This is a genomic window from Microbacterium horticulturae (assembly GCF_029094505.1).
Taxonomy (GTDB): domain Bacteria; phylum Actinomycetota; class Actinomycetes; order Actinomycetales; family Microbacteriaceae; genus Microbacterium; species Microbacterium horticulturae.
The window spans coordinates 3346035-3361015 of record NZ_CP119108.1 but is presented as its reverse complement, the minus strand read 5'-3'; the positions used below and the strand labels follow the sequence as shown (position 1 = coordinate 3361015).

Below are 14981 nucleotides of genomic sequence, written 5' to 3'. Positions count from 1 at the left end.
GGGCCACGGGGCTCGTCGTCGTCGGCGAGCTGTGCATGGATGCCGGCGCCGCCATCGCCGTGCTCGTCTTCCCCTCCGTGGGGCCGCTGGGCATGGTGATGCTGCGCCTCGTGTTCTCAGCGCTCGTGCTGCTGGTGCTGACCCGCCCGCGGATGCGCGGGCGCACGCGATCGGACTGGCTCGCCGTTCTCGGCTACGGCGTCGTGCTGGCGACGATGAACGGGCTGTTCTATCTCGCCTTGCAGCGGCTGCCGTTGGGCGTCACCGTCACGATCGAGGTGCTCGGGCCTCTCGTGCTCTCGCTCATCATCAGCCGCCGAGCGAGCGCCTGGCTCTGGGCGGGGATCGCATTCATCGGCGTGCTGTGCCTGGGCGGCGGAGGATGGGACCGCATCGACCCGCTCGGCGTGCTCTTCGCGTTGGGCGCCGCGGCGAGCTGGGCGTTCTACATCCTGGCGGCGTCGCGCGTGGGGCGGCGGTTCGCGAAGCTCGACGGCCTCGCCATCGCCATGGGCATCGGTGCGCTGCTGTCGCTGCCGTTCGGCATCGTTTCCGCGGGCTCGGCGCTGTTGCGCCCCGAGGTGCTGGGCCTGGGCGCCGCGGTCGCATTGCTGTCGAGCACGATCCCGTATGCGTTCGAGCTCATCGCGCTGCGCCGGCTGCCGGCATCGGCGTTCGCGGTGCTGATGAGCATGGCGCCGGCGACCGCGGCGCTGGCGGGCTTCGTGCTGCTGGGACAGGATCTCGTCCTGTTCGAGCTGATCGGCATCGCGCTGGTGATCGTCGCGGGCGTGGGCGCGGTGCGTTCCGGGGTCTCGGAGGCCGCGGCATCCCCCACCGAACCCCCGGTCGTGACCGGCCCTCTGACCCTGCCGGGTGCGATGGTCGCCGATCCCTCCGGTCCGCTGGCCGGCCTCAACGGGCCGCTCACCGGGCCGATCGAGACGCTCCCGCCGCCCGACGATCCCGAGGAGCCCTTCGCCCAGCCCCTGGCGTGAGACGGTGGGCCGGGCCCGGCACCGTGCGGCGGTCGGTGAGAGTGCAGCGGGTGGACGAGGGAGCGGGTGGTTCCCTACCTCTCGTCCACCAGTTGCACTCTCACGGGTTGGACGGGCTGGGCGGGTTGGGCGGGTTGGACGGGCTGGGCGAGGCGGCCGGGGTGCGGTGTGCGGCGGTGACGGGCGGGATGCCGCGGGCCGCCGCATCCCGTCACTCGTGCATCTGCTGGTCGGTGTTCGTGTAGGTGATCGAGTCCGCGCTCGAGCCGACGAGGCCCAGCGTGACCCGCAGCAGCTTCGGGGTGATGCCGTCGGCCGGGGGCGGGGTGTCGGCTCCGAGGGTGTACGACTTTCCGCCCGCGGTGGTCGCCGTGAGGGAGTTCACGTACACGTTCACGTTGCCCTCGAGCGTCATCGTGTCGGCGGTCGTCACGAGCTTGGGTCCGGTCGCCGCGCGCACGGTGAGGCTGAATCCCGTGATCGTGATGCGGTCGGCCCGCAGGCGGATCGCCGCGATCTTCTTGCCGTCGGCGAGGGTCAGCCTGACCAGCGCGATGCCCTTCAGTCCCGAGAACGACAGCGAATCCGAGCCCAGCTGCGCCGGAGGCTGGGTGAAGATCTGGCTGTCGTCGTCCTTGATGAGCGACCAGGTCTTCGGTGCGGCGTCGGCGTCATCCTTCGGCGCGTCTGAGTCGTCGCCCTTCGCGCCGGTGCCGTCGTCGTCACCCGGATCGGCGGTGGCCGACGCACTCGGGCTCGGCGTTGCGGTCGCCGACACACTCGGCGTCGGGGTGTCGCTCGGCGCGGGCGTCGGATCGTCGCACGGCCAGATCACCGGGATGCAGATGTGGGCGGATGCCGGAGCCGCCGTCGCCATCGACGTTCCGGCGAGAAGGCTCCCGACCACCGCGGCCACCCCGACCAGTGCACCCGCCCGTCGGCGGCTCATGCGTCTGCGCCCGCCGTCGGGGCCGTCTCACCCGCACCCGCGCCGGCCTCACCCGCACCCGCGCCGGCCTCACCCGCACCGGCCGCGCCTGCCTCGGCCTTCGCGCGCTTCGCGGCCCGCGGCATCCATGCCACCACCATCACGCCGCCGACGCAGCCCAGCAGCATTCCGAGCACGAATCCGCCGAGGTTCACGCCGACGAGCGAGTAGACGGCCACGACCAGCGCGAGCACGCCGTAGAAGATGTGGTGCGCGGGCATCGCGACGGCCAGCGCGCCCAGCAGCACGAGCGCGATCGGGATCACGGTCGCCTGAAAGCCCTCGATGCCCAGCTGCACCCGGATATGGCCGAGGTCGAGTTGCCCCGAGAAGAACATCTCGACCCCGGAGAGCATCACAAGCACGCCGCCGATGAACGGGCGGCGCCGGCACCAGGCGACGAATCGCGACCACGCCGTGGAGGTCACGGTGTCACGTCGTCGCTGCTGCCGGTGCGTCACGGTGCTCAGAAGCACCCCTTCGACCCGTCCGTGAGCTTCAGCGACATGCCGCTGAGCGTGAACACCGATGCCTGGGTGCTCCATGCCGTCTGCTCGAGGTTCTTGATCGTGACGGTGTCGGCGTCCTGTGCGAAGTCGCCGGCCGATCCCTTGGCCTTCGTGTTGACGGTCGACGCGTCCACGCCGATGCGGATGTTCTTGAACTCGGAGTCGCCGCGCAGACCGGTCATGCCGATTTGGAGGTCGGATGCCGTGGCCGGCGTCTTGCCGCCGCCCGCGGTGATCAGCAGGCCCACTTTGCCGAGCGGGGTGTCGGTGATGACCGACTGGCACAGGTCGGTGAGCGTCGCCGACTTGATGTTCGCGATGGCGACGGCGTGGTTCGCGCCCTCGGTGTCTTGTGCGACGCCGGCGTACTGCGAGAACCCGGAGCCGTCCAGCTGCGAGGCGCTGATCTGGAACTGCGTGCCCGACACGGCGAACGAGACGGGTACGGCTCCCTGGGCGACGCCCGATGTCAGCAGGGTGACGGCCGCGGCGACCGGAACGGCGGTGAGGATGACGCGCCCGTGGTGCGAACGGGCGAAGCTGCGGAACGACATCGGACCTCCTGGTTCTGGCGCGACGTCGTCGTCGCGTCCGGGGACGAGCCTAGAGGCGTTATTGACAACTAGTCAACAAGCCGGAGCATTAGGCTCCTTTCATGTCCGAGGACCGCCGCCGCCGGCTCACCCCGCAGGAGCGTCGGGCGCAGCTCGTGGCGCTCGGCGTCAACTTTCTGGCATCCCGTCCCCTCGACGAGCTCACGATCGAAGAGCTCTCGGAGCAGGCCGAGGTGTCGCGGGGCCTCGTCTTCCACTACTTCGGTTCGCGCCAGGGGTTGCACCGCGAGGTGGTCCTCACCGCGCGCGACAGCCTGCTGCGCGCCAGTGAGCCCCGGCCCGAGCTGCCTGCGCTCGAGCGGCTGCACGACACGCTCGCCCGCATCGTCGTGTTCGTGCGCGAGCACCGCGGCACGTTCTACTCGCTCGTGCGCGGCGTTGCCAGCGGCGACCCGGCGATCCGCGAGGTCATCGACCAGTCCCGCGACGAGAACGCGCGTCGCCTGCTCGACGTGTTCATCGAGCTCGGGATGCCGCAGACCGAGCTGCTGCGCGTCGCGCTGCGCGCCTGGGTCGGGTTCACCGAGGAGGTGCTCGTCGAGCTCGCGGTGGAGGCCGAGCGCCCCGTCGAGGAGATCGTGGACTTTCTCGAGCGCAGCGTGCACGGCGTGGTCGCCGCCGTCGGTCGCGGGCGCTGACCCGCTGCCCGCGGCATCCCGGCCCGTCCGATCGGTGAGAGTGCAACGGGCGGACCAGAGAGAGGGAGACAACCGCATCCTCGTCCGCCCGTTGCTCTCTCACGGGCAGAGGGGACGGAAGGCGGGATGACGCGGCCCGGCGTGTGGCACACTGGACCCAGGCGGTGGTGGGGCTCACCGCGAACAACCTCGGCGCCGCCGACAACGGTCCCTGTCGCAGACGCCGCGCGTGCACGGCGTGCTCGGCGACGGGACGGGAGCGCGGATGCAGGAGGACACCATGGCAACGATCCTCGTCGGAGTGCAGAAGGGCCTGCCCGACGCCGTCCTGCGCGAGGCCGCGCGCCTCGCACACGACCTCGGCGCCGATCTCGTCTGCGCACACGTCGACCTCGAGCGATACACCGTGGGCGAGCAGCTCGACGGCACGGCCGTGACCCGCTCGATCGACCCCGACCTGCCCGACGAGCGCGAGGGCGAGTTCGACGCATCGCTGGCCGCACACATCGACGACGTACTCGCCGGCAGCGGGGTGGAGTGGACCGGCCGCGAGCTGGCCGGCGACCCCGGGCACGCGCTCGGGCGGCTCGCCGAGGCGGTGAATGCGCGATACATCGTCGTCGGCACCCGCGAGGCGACCATGCGCGAGACGCTGCGTGAGTTCTTCCAGGGGTCGGTGGCCAGTCACCTCGCGCATCGGCAGCATCGGCCGGTGCTGGTCGTTCCGCTGAAGCCGGTGGCAGGCTCCGAGCCGCTGCCCTGGGAGTGACCGCGTGACATCGCCCGCGAACACGCGACCCCTGCATCTGCGCTGGTCGTCGGTCGGCCTCGTGGTCGCCGGCGGCTTCATCGGCACGCTCGCACGCTACCTGCTGTCGATCGCCCTGCCCGAGTGGGGTGGGATGCCGTGGCCCATTCTGCTCATCAACGTCGTGGGTGCCTTCCTCTTGGGCTGGCTCCTGGCGGCACTCGCCCGGCGCGGTCCCGACGTCGGACGTCGCCGCGCCGTGCGCCTGTTCGCGGGCACCGGCGTGCTCGGCGGGTTCACGACGTACTCGACGTTCGCCGTCGGCACCGACGGGCTCTTCGTCACCGGCGACGTCTGGCCCGGCGTGCTCTACGCCGTCGCCACCGTCCTCGTCGGAGCCGCGGCATCCCTCGCCGGCATCCTCCTGGGGGCCCGTGATACGCGCGCACGTGGCGTCGAGGATCCCGACTCGTGACGGGCATCTGGCTTGCGCTGGCGGTCGCGCTCGCCGGCGGTGTGGGCGCGGCGTGCCGCATGACGCTCGACGGCGTGATCAAGGAGCGGGTGCGCGTGCCGTACCCGCTCGGCACGACCGTCATCAACGTGTCGGGGTCGCTCGTGCTCGGCTTCGTCACGGCCATGGCGGCAGGGCTGGGCCCGTGGGCCGTGGTGCTGGGCACCGGCCTGCTCGGCGGCTACACGACCTTCTCGACCGCGAGCTACGAGACCGTGCGTCTCGCGCAGGAAGGCCGCTGGCGCGTCGCGGTGGCAAACGGATTCGGGATGCTGGTGGTCGCGCTCGCCGCGGCGGCGCTGGGCCTGTGGCTCGGGGGGCTCGCCGCCTGATCTCATATAGATTGCCAGGGTGCCGATCTCTTCTCCGTCCCGGTGGACGTTGCGCCTCGCTGCGGCCGCGACGCTCTGTGTTCTCGCCTCTTCGCTCTCCGCGTGCACCGCCACGAACGAGCCCGATACGGCGGCACTGCGCAAGGCGCTCGTGTCGGGAGACTTCAGCCATGTGCGGCTGAGCGGCGCATCGGCGTCGCAGGCGCAGGAGGAGTACTCCGGCATCGTGAAGGGCCTGGGCGATATGAAGCCCACGGTGAAGATCGACGCCCCCGACATCGAAGACGACCGCGGCACCGCCGTTGCCCACTGGAGCTGGCCGGCCGGTGCACAGAAGTGGACCTACACGACCACGGTGAAGACGACGAAGAAGGACGGCGAGTGGTACGTGGACTGGTCGCCGGCGATCGTCCAGCCCGACCTTCACACCGGTGACGTGCTGCGTCGTACGACGCAGGCTCCTCCGCGCGCAGACATCCTCGGCAGCGATGGCGACGCGCTGATCACGAGCCGTCCGGTTGTGACCTACGGCATCGACAAGAGCCACATCACGCTGGACCAAGCGCTCGCATCGGCGCGCGAACTGGCGCCGCTCGTCGGAGTCGACGCCGACGACTTCGTGGGGCGGGTGAAATCGGGTGGCGAGAAGCAATTCGTGCAGGCGATCACCTATCGCGAGGCCGACGTCCCGTCGGGGGCGGCCCATGCAACCGACATCACCGGTGTGCTTGCGATGCCGGGTTCGATGCAGCTCGGGCCGTACCGGGGGTTCGCGAGTCCACTGCTCGGCGCGGTCGGCCCGGTCACCGCAGAGATCATGGAGAAGAACCCCGGTAAGTACGAGGCGACCGACACGGTCGGGCTCAGCGGACTGGAGCAGCGCTACGACGAGCGCTTGAGGGGAACGGTGGGCGTGCAGATCAGCCGGGTGCCGCAGGCCGGAGACCCGACCACGCTCTTCACGGCAGAGCCGAAGCCCGGAGAGCCGCTGCAGACGACCCTGGACGAACACCTGCAGACCATCGCCGAGTCAGCGCTGAAAGACATCGGTCCCGCCAGCGCCCTGGTGGCGATTCGCCCGAGCGACGGAGCGATCCTGGCGGCGGCCAACGGTCCGGGAACGGGCGCGTTCAACGCGGCGATGAACGGGCAGGTGCCGCCCGGGTCGACGTTCAAGATGTTCGACACGCTCGCACTCCTTCGCGCCGGATTGACCCCCGACTCGAAGGTCGACTGCACCGACGAGGCCGTCGTCGACGGCTACAAGTTCGTGAACGACTCCTGGTATCCCTCGTCCGCAACCGGAAAGATCCCGCTGAAGACGGCGATCGCCCAGTCGTGCAACACCGCGATGATCAACGCTCGCAACAAGATCGGCGACGTCACCGACGCCGCCCAGAGCCTGGGATTCGGCATTGCGGACGTTCCGGGCGTCGACAGTTTTCCGGGTCAGATCCCCGAGGCCGGGTCTGTCACCGAGGCCGCCGCCGACGTGATCGGCCAGGGCAAGGTGCTCGCCTCGCCCGTGGCCATGGCCGCCGGCATCGCATCGATCCAGGCCGGCCACACCGTCGTTCCGACGCTGTTCCCCTCGCAGCAGGGAAAGGTGCCCGACTCCGTGACGCCCCTGAGCACCGAGGAGGCCCGGCAGCTGAAGACGATCTTCCGGCAGCCGGTCGTAGACGGCACCGCCGTCGTTTTGAAAGACGTGCCCGGCACGCCCGTCATCGCGAAGACCGGCACCGCCGAGTTCACGCAGGACGGAAAGTCCGAGGTCCACGCGTGGATGGTCGCGGCCCAAGACGACCTTGCGGTGGCCGTCTTCGTCGACACGGGCAGCAGCGGTGCCGACACCGCGGGCCCCATCGCGAAGGAGTTCCTGACCGCGGCCCGCTGAGCCTGTCTCCGGGCTACACCGGCGTGTAGAGCACGACCTGCAGGTCGGGGCGGTCGGACGGGCGCAGCTGATGGTGCTCGAACGTCGCGGCCCGGCCGTCGGGCAGGTGGAACACGCGCTCGCGGGACTCGAAGCCGCCGATGTCGTACGACTCCCACCCGGCACGGAACTCCGGGCTCGCCTCGACGAGCGCCTGCACGAGCTGCGCCACATGCGGCCCGGGCGACCGGGCCACCTCGGCGCGGAACTCGGCGAGAAAGCACCGGCTGGTGACATCCCAGTCATCCAGCAACTGCCGCACGTACGGGTCGGTGAACACGAGCCACAGCAGGTTGCGCTCGCCGCGGGCGACGTCGGCGATCGGCGGATACAGCCGCTCATACGCCGCGTTCCATCCGGCCATGCCCCAGTCGGGCGCGAGCGCATAGGCCGGATGGGGGAGGGCGTCCATGAGCCGCTGCACGTGTGCCGGCGCCTCTTCGACCCGCGCCGGGCGTGGCGGGGCGTAGCCGGCGAGATCGAGCACGTAGCGTCGTTCGGCTTCGGTGAGCCGCAGGGCATCGGCGACCGCGAGCAGCACCTGGCGGGAGGGGTGGATGTCGCGGCCCTGCTCGAGCCACGTGTACCAGGTGATGCTCACCCCCGAGTCGACACTGACCTCTTCGCGGCGCAGCCCCGTGGTTCGTCCGCGCGTGCCCGGCGGCAGGCCGAGCGCTGTGCGGTCGAGCCGTTCGCGGCGCGAACGCAGGAACGCACCTAGTTCACGACGCCGCGGATCGACCACCATCACACCAGGCTAGTGGTGTCAGCACTAGTACCAGCGGCGTCTGCCGCGGCATCCCACCACCACCCCATAATCAGGGAATGCCCGTACTCCGCTCCCGCACTGTCACCCATGGCCGCAACATGGCCGGCGCCCGCGCGCTCATGCGCGCCTCGGGCGTCGACGCCGGCGATTTCGGCAAGCCGATCATCGCTGTGGCCAACAGCTTCACCGAGTTCGTCCCCGGTCACACGCACCTGCAGCCGGTCGGCCGCATCGTGTGCGAGGCCATCAAGCAGGCCGGCGGCATCGCCCGCGAGTTCAACACGATCGCCGTCGACGACGGCATCGCGATGGGGCACTCGGGCATGCTCTACTCGCTGCCCAGCCGTGACCTCATCGCAGACTCGGTCGAGTACATGACGAACGCGCACCAGGCCGATGCGCTCGTGTGCATCTCGAACTGCGACAAGATCACGCCCGGCATGCTGCTGGCGGCGTTGCGTCTGAACATCCCGACCGTGTTCGTCTCGGGCGGCCCGATGGAGTCGGGCCGTGCCGTGCTGCAGGACGGCACTGTGCGCACCCTCGACCTCGTCGACGCGATCAGCGAGGCCGTGAACGAGAGCATCTCGGATGCCGACATCCTGCGCATCGAAGAGTCGGCCTGCCCCACGTGCGGCTCGTGCTCGGGCATGTTCACCGCGAACTCGATGAACTGCCTCACCGAGGCCATGGGCCTCGCGCTGCCGGGCAACGGGTCGGTGCTGGCCACACACACCGCCCGTCGCGCGCTGTATGAGCGGGCCGGTTCCGTGGTCGTCGACATCGCGCACAGGTACTACGACGACGATGACGACTCGGTGCTGCCGCGCAACATCGCGACCCCCGAGGCGTTCGACAACGCCATGGCGCTCGACATCGCGATGGGTGGATCGACCAACACGATCCTGCACCTGCTCGCCGCGGCGCACGAGGCCGGCGTCGCCTACGGGCTCGACGAGATCGACGCCGTCTCGCGCCGGGTGCCGTGCCTGGCGAAGGTCGCGCCGAACGTCGCGGGCGATCGCACCTATTACATGGAGGATGTGCACCGGGCCGGCGGCATCCCGGCCATCCTCGGCGAGCTGCGCCGTGGCGGGCTGCTGCACGAGAACGTCCACGCGGTGCACGCGCCGTCGCTCGGCGAGTGGCTCGACGCGTGGGACATCCGCGGCGGCGCGGTCAGCGAGGAGGCGCGCGACGTGTGGTTCGCCGCTCCCGGCGGCAAGCGGTCGTCGACCGCGTTCAGCCAGTCGGAGCGGTGGCTGGCGCTGGATGAGGATGCCGCGGGCGGCTGCATCCGCGACGTCGAACACGCGTACTCCGCCGACGGCGGGCTCGGCGTGCTGCGCGGCAACATCGCCGTCGACGGCGCCGTCGTGAAGACCGCCGGCGTCGACCCGTCGATCTGGACGTTCTCTGGGCCTGCGGTCGTGTGCGAGTCGCAGGAAGAGGCGGTCGAGAAGATCCTCAACAAGCAGGTGGGCGAGGGCGATGTCGTCGTCATCCGCTACGAGGGGCCCAAGGGCGGACCGGGCATGCAGGAGATGCTGTACCCCACCTCGTTCTTGAAGGGCCGCGGTCTGGGCAAGAAGTGCGCGCTCATCACCGACGGCCGGTTCTCGGGCGGTACCAGCGGCCTGTCGATCGGTCACGTCTCGCCCGAGGCCGCGTCGGGCGGGGTGATCGCGCTGGTCGAGGACGGCGACACCGTCTCGATCGACATCCCGAGCCGCTCGCTCGTGCTCGAGGTGCCCGACGAGGTGCTCGCCGACCGGCGTCGCGCGCTGCTGGCGGCCGGCGGATACCGGCCGCGCACCCGCGTGCGCGAGGTGTCGGCGGCGCTGCGCGCGTACGCCGTGATGGCGCAGTCGGCCGACAAGGGCGCCGTGCGCGACGTCGATGCGGTGGAGCGCGCCATGGCACGGGTCGCGGCCGACGACGCGCTCGTGGAGGACGTCGCGAACGCCTGACCGGGTCGGCCGCTCGTTCGCACTGATTCTCGTTCGTTGAGCGAGCGAAGCGAGTCGAAACGTCTGCCCCGGTGCGGCGTCATGTCGACTCGTCGCTTCGCTCCTCGCTCAACGGACGGTGCATGCGCGCCTACGCTGGTCTCGTGCGCGCCCGACTGATCGCGATCCCGCTGGGGGTGCTCGGCGGCGTGCTCGCCTGGGGCGAGTACCTGAACTGGCGGGCGAGTCGGCGCGAACTCGGGCCGGGTGTGCCGCACCCGCGCAGCGAAGCGGTCGTCGTGCTCGGCTTCGGCAACAAGGGGCGCCGCGCGAACCTCGTCAATCGGTATCGCGTGCGTGCCGGCATCCGGTCACTCGATGGGCCAGATGCCGTGCTCGTCGTCTGCGGAGGAGCGGTCGAGGGCGACGACCCCGAGGCCGACGTCATGGCACGCTACGCGCGCGACGCTCGGGGCTACGCCGGCCGGCTGCTGCGCGAGCGGGCGAGCGGGACGACCGAAGAGAACATCCGCAACGCGATCCCGATGATCGAGAACGCCGATGTCATCAAGGTCGTGTCCGACCCGCTGCACGCGCTGAGGGGGCGGACGTACCTCAGGATGCTGCGTCCCGACCTCGCCGCACGACTCGTGCGCGGTCGCGAGTACCGCTTCGGCGAGCTGACCTGGCTGAAGCCGTTCGCCGCCGTCGCGGGGATGATCGGGCTGCGCCGGGTGCGGCGCGAAGCGGCCGAATGACGATGACGTGCCGTCCTTTGGGACGGGATGCTGCGCGCCGGCGTGCTCTCGAGATCAGTGGGTCGCGTGGACCTTCGGTCGTCAGCCGGGCTGCACCTGGCTGAGGGTGCTGCGCAATTCGGTCACCGTCTCCGTTCCGAGCCGCCCGCCCAATTCGTCCTCGAGGTCGTGGAGAATCCCGAGGGCGACGTGCCGGCGCCGGACGCCGGCACTGGTCAGGCTGACCAGGGTGCTGCGCGGGAAGCCCGGACCCGGCGCGCTGCGCAGCAGACCCTCATCGATGAGCTGGGTGACGGAACGGTGCATGGTCTGCCGCGTCACATCCGCCCTGCGCGCCAGCTCAGAGATGCTCAGCGCCGTGTCTGCGTCGAGATGACTGAGCACGGTCGCGTGGGCCGGTGTGATCGGGTCGACGCCGGCTGCCGCCAACCGCGCCAGGAACTCGTCGCCGAACCAGCGTGCCGCTCGGTGCAGAAGCGCAAGCAGGGGCAGGTCGGCGTCGGGCTGCAACTCAGCGCTCATCGTGCACGTCTCCTTCGCGGGTGTATTCTGCAGTGTCAGTATAGCTAACACTGGAGGTGCGAAGGGATGACGACTTTCGATGAGGATGTCCTCGTGGTGGGGGCCGGTCCGGTCGGTCTGATGGCCGCGTCGCTCCTGGCCCGGTCGGGGGTGAAGGTTCGGCTGGTGGATGCCGCAGCCGGCCCCGCGACGACGAGTCGAGCACTGGGCGCGCACGCCCGCAGTCTCGAGATCTACGACCAGCTCGGGCTGCTCGGCGAAATCGCTCCCCACGGAACGCGGGTCAACGCGTTCATACGCCACCAGGGTGGTCCCGCGAATCGGGTCGATTTCCGTTTCGACGGGTTGCCGACGCGATTCCCGTTCATGTTCAACATCGATCAGGTCATCATCGAGCGCGTGCTTCGAGCGGACGCCGCGGCAGCCGATGTCGCCGTGGAATGGAGCACGAGACTGGAGTCGTTCGAGCAAGACGACGAGGGCGTCACGGCCGTGCTGTGTGGGGACGGCGACTCGGGCGGTGGCGTGCGTGAGACGGTGCGCACGCAATACCTGTGGGGCTGCGACGGCGGACACTCGACCATTCGCAAGTCGCTCGGGCTGCGGTTGGAGGGCGAACCTGCCCACACCTGGCTGATCGCCGACGCCATAGTGCACACCGACCTCGACCGCGACGGCGTGCACTGGCTGTTCCCCGGTGACGGCGCGCTCATGCTGTTCCCCTTCCCCGAACCGGGCAAGTGGCGGCTGCTGGACACCAAGGGCGAGGGCGATCCTGACCGCCCCGACCAGATCGCCCGGCAATTCTCCGAGAAGCTCTCTCGGGCGTTGGGAGACCAGACCATCGTCGAGCGTCCCAGCTGGACATCGAAGTTCACCATCCAGCAGCGGGCCGTACCGGCGATGCACGTCGGACGCTGCTTCGTCTCCGGCGACGCGGCGCACGTGCACTCCCCGGCATCCGGACAGGGCCTGAACACCGGCATCCAAGACGCGTACAACCTGGCCTGGAAACTCGCCATGGTCATCCGGGGTGACGCCGATCCCGAGTTGCTCAGCACCTACGACGCCGAACGCGTACCCATCGGCCGCGCTCTGCTCTCCTCGACGAGCGAGGTCATGGAGAACGCCATGGTGCCCGCGGACGGTGATGACGTCGACGTGCGCGAGACGGATCGCGATTTCGCGCGTCAGCTGATCCGCAACATGTCGGGCCTGACGATCGGCTACCCCGACAGCCCGCTCACCGTGCCGGCCGGCGGAACCGCCCAAGGGCCTCGACCCGGCGAGCGGCTCACTCAGGTCTCTGCTGAAGACGCCCAATCGCCCGGCTGGACGATGTTGCGCGCGGCGCTGCGGAACCCGGGCTGGCACCTTCTCGTCTTCGCCGGCGGTGGGATCGACGCGGTCAACGCCGCGATGCCCGCGTGGGTGGACGAGGTGACGATCAGCCGCCGCCAGGATGCGGCGGTGCGGGACCTCGACGGCTGCGTCCACGAGACCCTTGCTGCCCGGGCCGGCGACTGGATCCTCCTACGGCCCGACGGATACGTCAGCGCCCGCGGCACCGGTGAGGAGCAGCTGCGCGCCGCCGTCGAGGTGCTGGCAGGTGTGCACGGCCAGACGCGGACGGGCCTGCGTACCAGAACGGTGGACGCGTGAACGAGGCCGGTCTGCCGAGCAACTGGGGGCGTTGGGGTGCCGAAGACGAGATCGGCACGCTCAATCTGATCGACGACGCCGCACGAGCTCGGGCTGCGGCCGAGGTCCGCGAGGGCACCTCGGTGAGTCTCGCACGGGCGACCGCGCCCGCGCCGCTGACGACCGGTCTCACGCCCGTCGGAAGCCCCGCGACGGTACCCGCCGCGGTCATGCAGGTCGTCAACTTCAACGGCATCCGCCCCACAGCCGTGACCGATTCACTGCTCGTCAACACCCACAACGCCGCTCTGACGCATCTCGATGCGCTCTGCCACATTCCTGCCGGAGACAAGGTCTACCCGGGTGTTCCGCTCGAACAGGCGATCACCCCCACGGGCGTCCGTCATGGCTCCGCCGACCACGCCGGCAAGGGCATCGTCACCCGGGGAGTGCTTCTCGACCTGGCGCCTCGGCGTGGCAGCATCCCCGCCGATCACCGGGTCAGTGGAGCGGATCTGGATGCCGCGCTCGACCGCGCCGGCACCTCGGTGCACCCGGGCGATGCGATCGTGGTGCGCGCCGGCTGGGACGTGAACCAGCCGATGGGGCGGCCGGTTCCCGGCCTCGACCTGAGCGCCGTCGCCTGGCTCGACGAGCACGGCGCGGCGCTTTACGTCGGCGACATCGGCGACGCGCGACCCCCGGTCTTCCCCCTGCCGATGCATCAGGTCGCGCTGGCGCGGCTGGGGCTTCCGCTGATCGACGCCGCCTGCCTTGATGAGCTCGCCGACCTGTGCTCAGCACGGCAACGATGGAGCTTCATGCTCGTCGTGGCGCCGCCGCGCATCACCGGCACCGCGGGCCTCGCGGTCAATCCGATCGCGGTGTTCTGAGCGCGGCGCGCGAGGCGCCCCGCCGATGTCGGGTCAGGCAGTAGCAGTGCGCGTGATGCGTGCCCGCCAGAGCTCGGGGCCCGACTCGAGGTCTTCCCAGCCGGAGGTGCCGGGGCGTTCGGCCTGCAGCATGTAGTGGATGCCGCGCGGGTCGTGATTGGCCACGAGCACGAAGCTCGCCTGGTCTGTCAACGCGTCGAACGCGCCCATCGCCATGTCGGCGCAGCTCATCTCGCCGCGCACCCGGGCGTCGACGATCTGCTCCTGAGAATCGGTCATGCTCTCTCCTCTCGCCGGACGGCCACGATCGCGATGGCGGCGATGTGGTCTTCGTTGCGCTTGAATGCCGCGCGCATCGTCAGCATGCGCCGGCGGACGTCGGCGTCACGCAACACGTTCCGCGCGATGCGCAGCGTGCCGCGTACCCCCTCGTCGGCGACCAGGCGTCGCAGGTGCAGCAGGCGCATCGGCGCATGTTCGAGTCGCTGGACGTCGAATCCATGCGCGGCGAACAGAGCGCGCCACTCGGGTGTGGTCTGCGGGCGGGTATTGACCTTCTGCGAACGCACCAGCGAGAGCCGCACGTCGTCAGCCTGGGCTGGGGTGATGTCGTCGGGCACCAGGGCGAGCTCGTGCACCGCATAGCAGCCACCCGGCCGCAGGATGCGCGCGACTTCATCGAGGATCTCCCCTCGGTGCGCGTTGGTGTGCATCGTGAGCATCGCCTCGGTCAGCACGACGTCGCATGAAGCGTCGGGCAAGCCGGTGCTCTTCGCATCACCGACGATGACGCGCCCGCGCTCGCCGATAGCGTCGGCGGCGAGAGCCGCGGCCGACGCGTCGTCTTCCACGCCGATGTACGACGCGGGATGCCCATCCAGCAGCATCCGCGCCGTCAACCCCAGACCCGGGGCGAGCTCGACGACGTCGGAGCCGCCCAGCGGCAGCATCCCGACCAATCGCTTCGTCAGCTTCACTCCGCCCGGGCGCAGCACCTTCTTGCCGACCCTGGCCAGCAGCCAGTGCGCGGGCACGGCGTCGGCGGGGCGATCGCCGAGTGGGATCCCGGACGAGCGAGGGGTGGATGCCGCGGCATCGGTCATGCTTCCACGCTAGCGGCGGCTGCGGGCTCGAGGGCCGGAGAGGGCGACGAAGGTCACGGGGGCCGTGCT

At 70.2% G+C, this 14981-nt stretch carries 16 protein-coding genes and 1 pseudogene; 10 read left to right on the top strand and 7 right to left on the bottom strand.

The window, feature by feature from the left end; translation table 11 throughout:
• Positions 1-35 precede the first annotated feature (35 nt).
• A pseudogene (locus PU630_RS15940) lies at positions 36-827 on the top strand (EamA family transporter); the annotation flags it as partial.
• A 382-nt stretch (positions 828-1209) separates the two neighbouring features.
• Here the strand turns inward: PU630_RS15940 and PU630_RS15935 are convergent.
• Genes PU630_RS15935 through PU630_RS15925 form a run of 3 tightly spaced genes read right to left on the bottom strand, consistent with a single transcriptional unit; the run spans position 1210 to position 3049 of the window.
• Positions 1210-1947 (bottom strand): hypothetical protein, encoded by a 738-nt coding sequence (locus PU630_RS15935; protein WP_275278043.1) that lies wholly within the window; start codon positions 1945-1947, stop codon positions 1210-1212.
• Complete coding sequence (locus PU630_RS15930; protein WP_275278042.1) at positions 1944-2414, bottom strand: DUF6114 domain-containing protein; 471 nt, start codon at positions 2412-2414, stop codon at positions 1944-1946. The genes PU630_RS15935 and PU630_RS15930 overlap by 4 nt, the downstream gene beginning before the upstream one ends.
• Positions 2415-2452: 38 nt before the next feature.
• Positions 2453-3049: a DUF6230 family protein gene (locus PU630_RS15925; RefSeq protein ID WP_275278041.1), complete on the bottom strand. Its 597-nt coding sequence runs from the start codon at positions 3047-3049 to the stop codon at positions 2453-2455.
• Between the two features lie 101 nt (positions 3050-3150).
• Here PU630_RS15925 and PU630_RS15920 point away from each other — a divergent pair, with 101 nt between their 5' ends.
• The 5 genes from PU630_RS15920 (at position 3151) to PU630_RS15900 (ending at position 7238) form a co-directional block, all read left to right on the top strand.
• A complete protein-coding gene (locus PU630_RS15920; RefSeq protein ID WP_275278040.1) occupies positions 3151-3747 on the top strand; it encodes a TetR/AcrR family transcriptional regulator in 597 nt (198 codons plus the stop codon).
• A gap of 280 nt (positions 3748-4027) precedes the next feature.
• Complete coding sequence (locus PU630_RS15915; RefSeq protein ID WP_275278039.1) at positions 4028-4516, top strand: universal stress protein; 489 nt, start codon at positions 4028-4030, stop codon at positions 4514-4516.
• Between the two features lie 4 nt (positions 4517-4520).
• Positions 4521-4970, top strand: coding sequence for a fluoride efflux transporter FluC (locus PU630_RS15910; protein ID WP_275278038.1), 450 nt, complete (start codon positions 4521-4523; stop codon positions 4968-4970).
• Positions 4967-5341 carry a fluoride efflux transporter FluC gene (locus PU630_RS15905; RefSeq protein WP_275278037.1) on the top strand — a complete coding sequence of 125 codons (375 nt, stop codon included), beginning with the start codon at positions 4967-4969 and terminating at the stop codon, positions 5339-5341. The genes PU630_RS15910 and PU630_RS15905 overlap by 4 nt, the downstream gene beginning before the upstream one ends.
• A 19-nt stretch (positions 5342-5360) precedes the next feature.
• The gene (locus tag PU630_RS15900) at positions 5361-7238 is read left to right on the top strand and encodes a penicillin-binding transpeptidase domain-containing protein (RefSeq protein WP_275278036.1); all 1878 of its coding nucleotides are present in this window, start codon (positions 5361-5363) and stop codon (positions 7236-7238) included.
• A 13-nt stretch (positions 7239-7251) separates the two neighbouring features.
• Here the strand turns inward: PU630_RS15900 and PU630_RS15895 are convergent, their stop codons facing one another.
• On the bottom strand, positions 7252-8025 hold the full coding sequence (locus PU630_RS15895; RefSeq protein WP_275278035.1) for a helix-turn-helix transcriptional regulator: 774 nt from the start codon (positions 8023-8025) through the stop codon (positions 7252-7254).
• A 77-nt stretch (positions 8026-8102) separates the two neighbouring features.
• On the opposite strand from PU630_RS15895, the gene ilvD reads away from it, so the two are divergent.
• A complete protein-coding gene (gene ilvD / locus PU630_RS15890; protein ID WP_275278034.1) occupies positions 8103-10016 on the top strand; it encodes a dihydroxy-acid dehydratase in 1914 nt (637 codons plus the stop codon).
• Positions 10017-10138: 122 nt separating this feature from the next.
• Positions 10139-10753 carry a YdcF family protein gene (locus PU630_RS15885; protein ID WP_275278033.1) on the top strand — a complete coding sequence of 205 codons (615 nt, stop codon included), beginning with the start codon at positions 10139-10141 and terminating at the stop codon, positions 10751-10753.
• An 81-nt stretch (positions 10754-10834) separates the two neighbouring features.
• Here PU630_RS15885 and PU630_RS15880 read toward each other — a convergent pair whose 3' ends face one another.
• Entirely contained in the window at positions 10835-11275 is a 441-nt protein-coding gene (locus PU630_RS15880) for a MarR family winged helix-turn-helix transcriptional regulator (RefSeq protein WP_275278032.1), read from the bottom strand.
• A 66-nt stretch (positions 11276-11341) separates the two neighbouring features.
• Here PU630_RS15880 and PU630_RS15875 point away from each other — a divergent pair, with 66 nt between their 5' ends.
• Positions 11342-12937 carry an FAD-dependent monooxygenase gene (locus PU630_RS15875; RefSeq protein WP_275278031.1) on the top strand — a complete coding sequence of 532 codons (1596 nt, stop codon included), beginning with the start codon at positions 11342-11344 and terminating at the stop codon, positions 12935-12937.
• A complete protein-coding gene (locus PU630_RS15870) occupies positions 12934-13809 on the top strand; it encodes a cyclase family protein (RefSeq protein WP_275278030.1) in 876 nt (291 codons plus the stop codon). Before PU630_RS15875 ends, PU630_RS15870 begins: the two co-directional genes overlap by 4 nt.
• Before the next feature lie 33 nt (positions 13810-13842).
• On the opposite strand, the gene PU630_RS15865 is transcribed toward PU630_RS15870, so the two are convergent.
• Both PU630_RS15865 and PU630_RS15860 read right to left on the bottom strand, forming a co-directional pair.
• Positions 13843-14088: a DUF2249 domain-containing protein gene (locus tag PU630_RS15865; RefSeq protein ID WP_275278029.1), complete on the bottom strand. Its 246-nt coding sequence runs from the start codon at positions 14086-14088 to the stop codon at positions 13843-13845.
• Complete coding sequence (locus tag PU630_RS15860) at positions 14085-14912, bottom strand: class I SAM-dependent methyltransferase (RefSeq protein ID WP_275278028.1); 828 nt, start codon at positions 14910-14912, stop codon at positions 14085-14087. Before PU630_RS15860 ends, PU630_RS15865 begins: the two co-directional genes overlap by 4 nt.
• Positions 14913-14981: the final 69 nt, after the last annotated feature.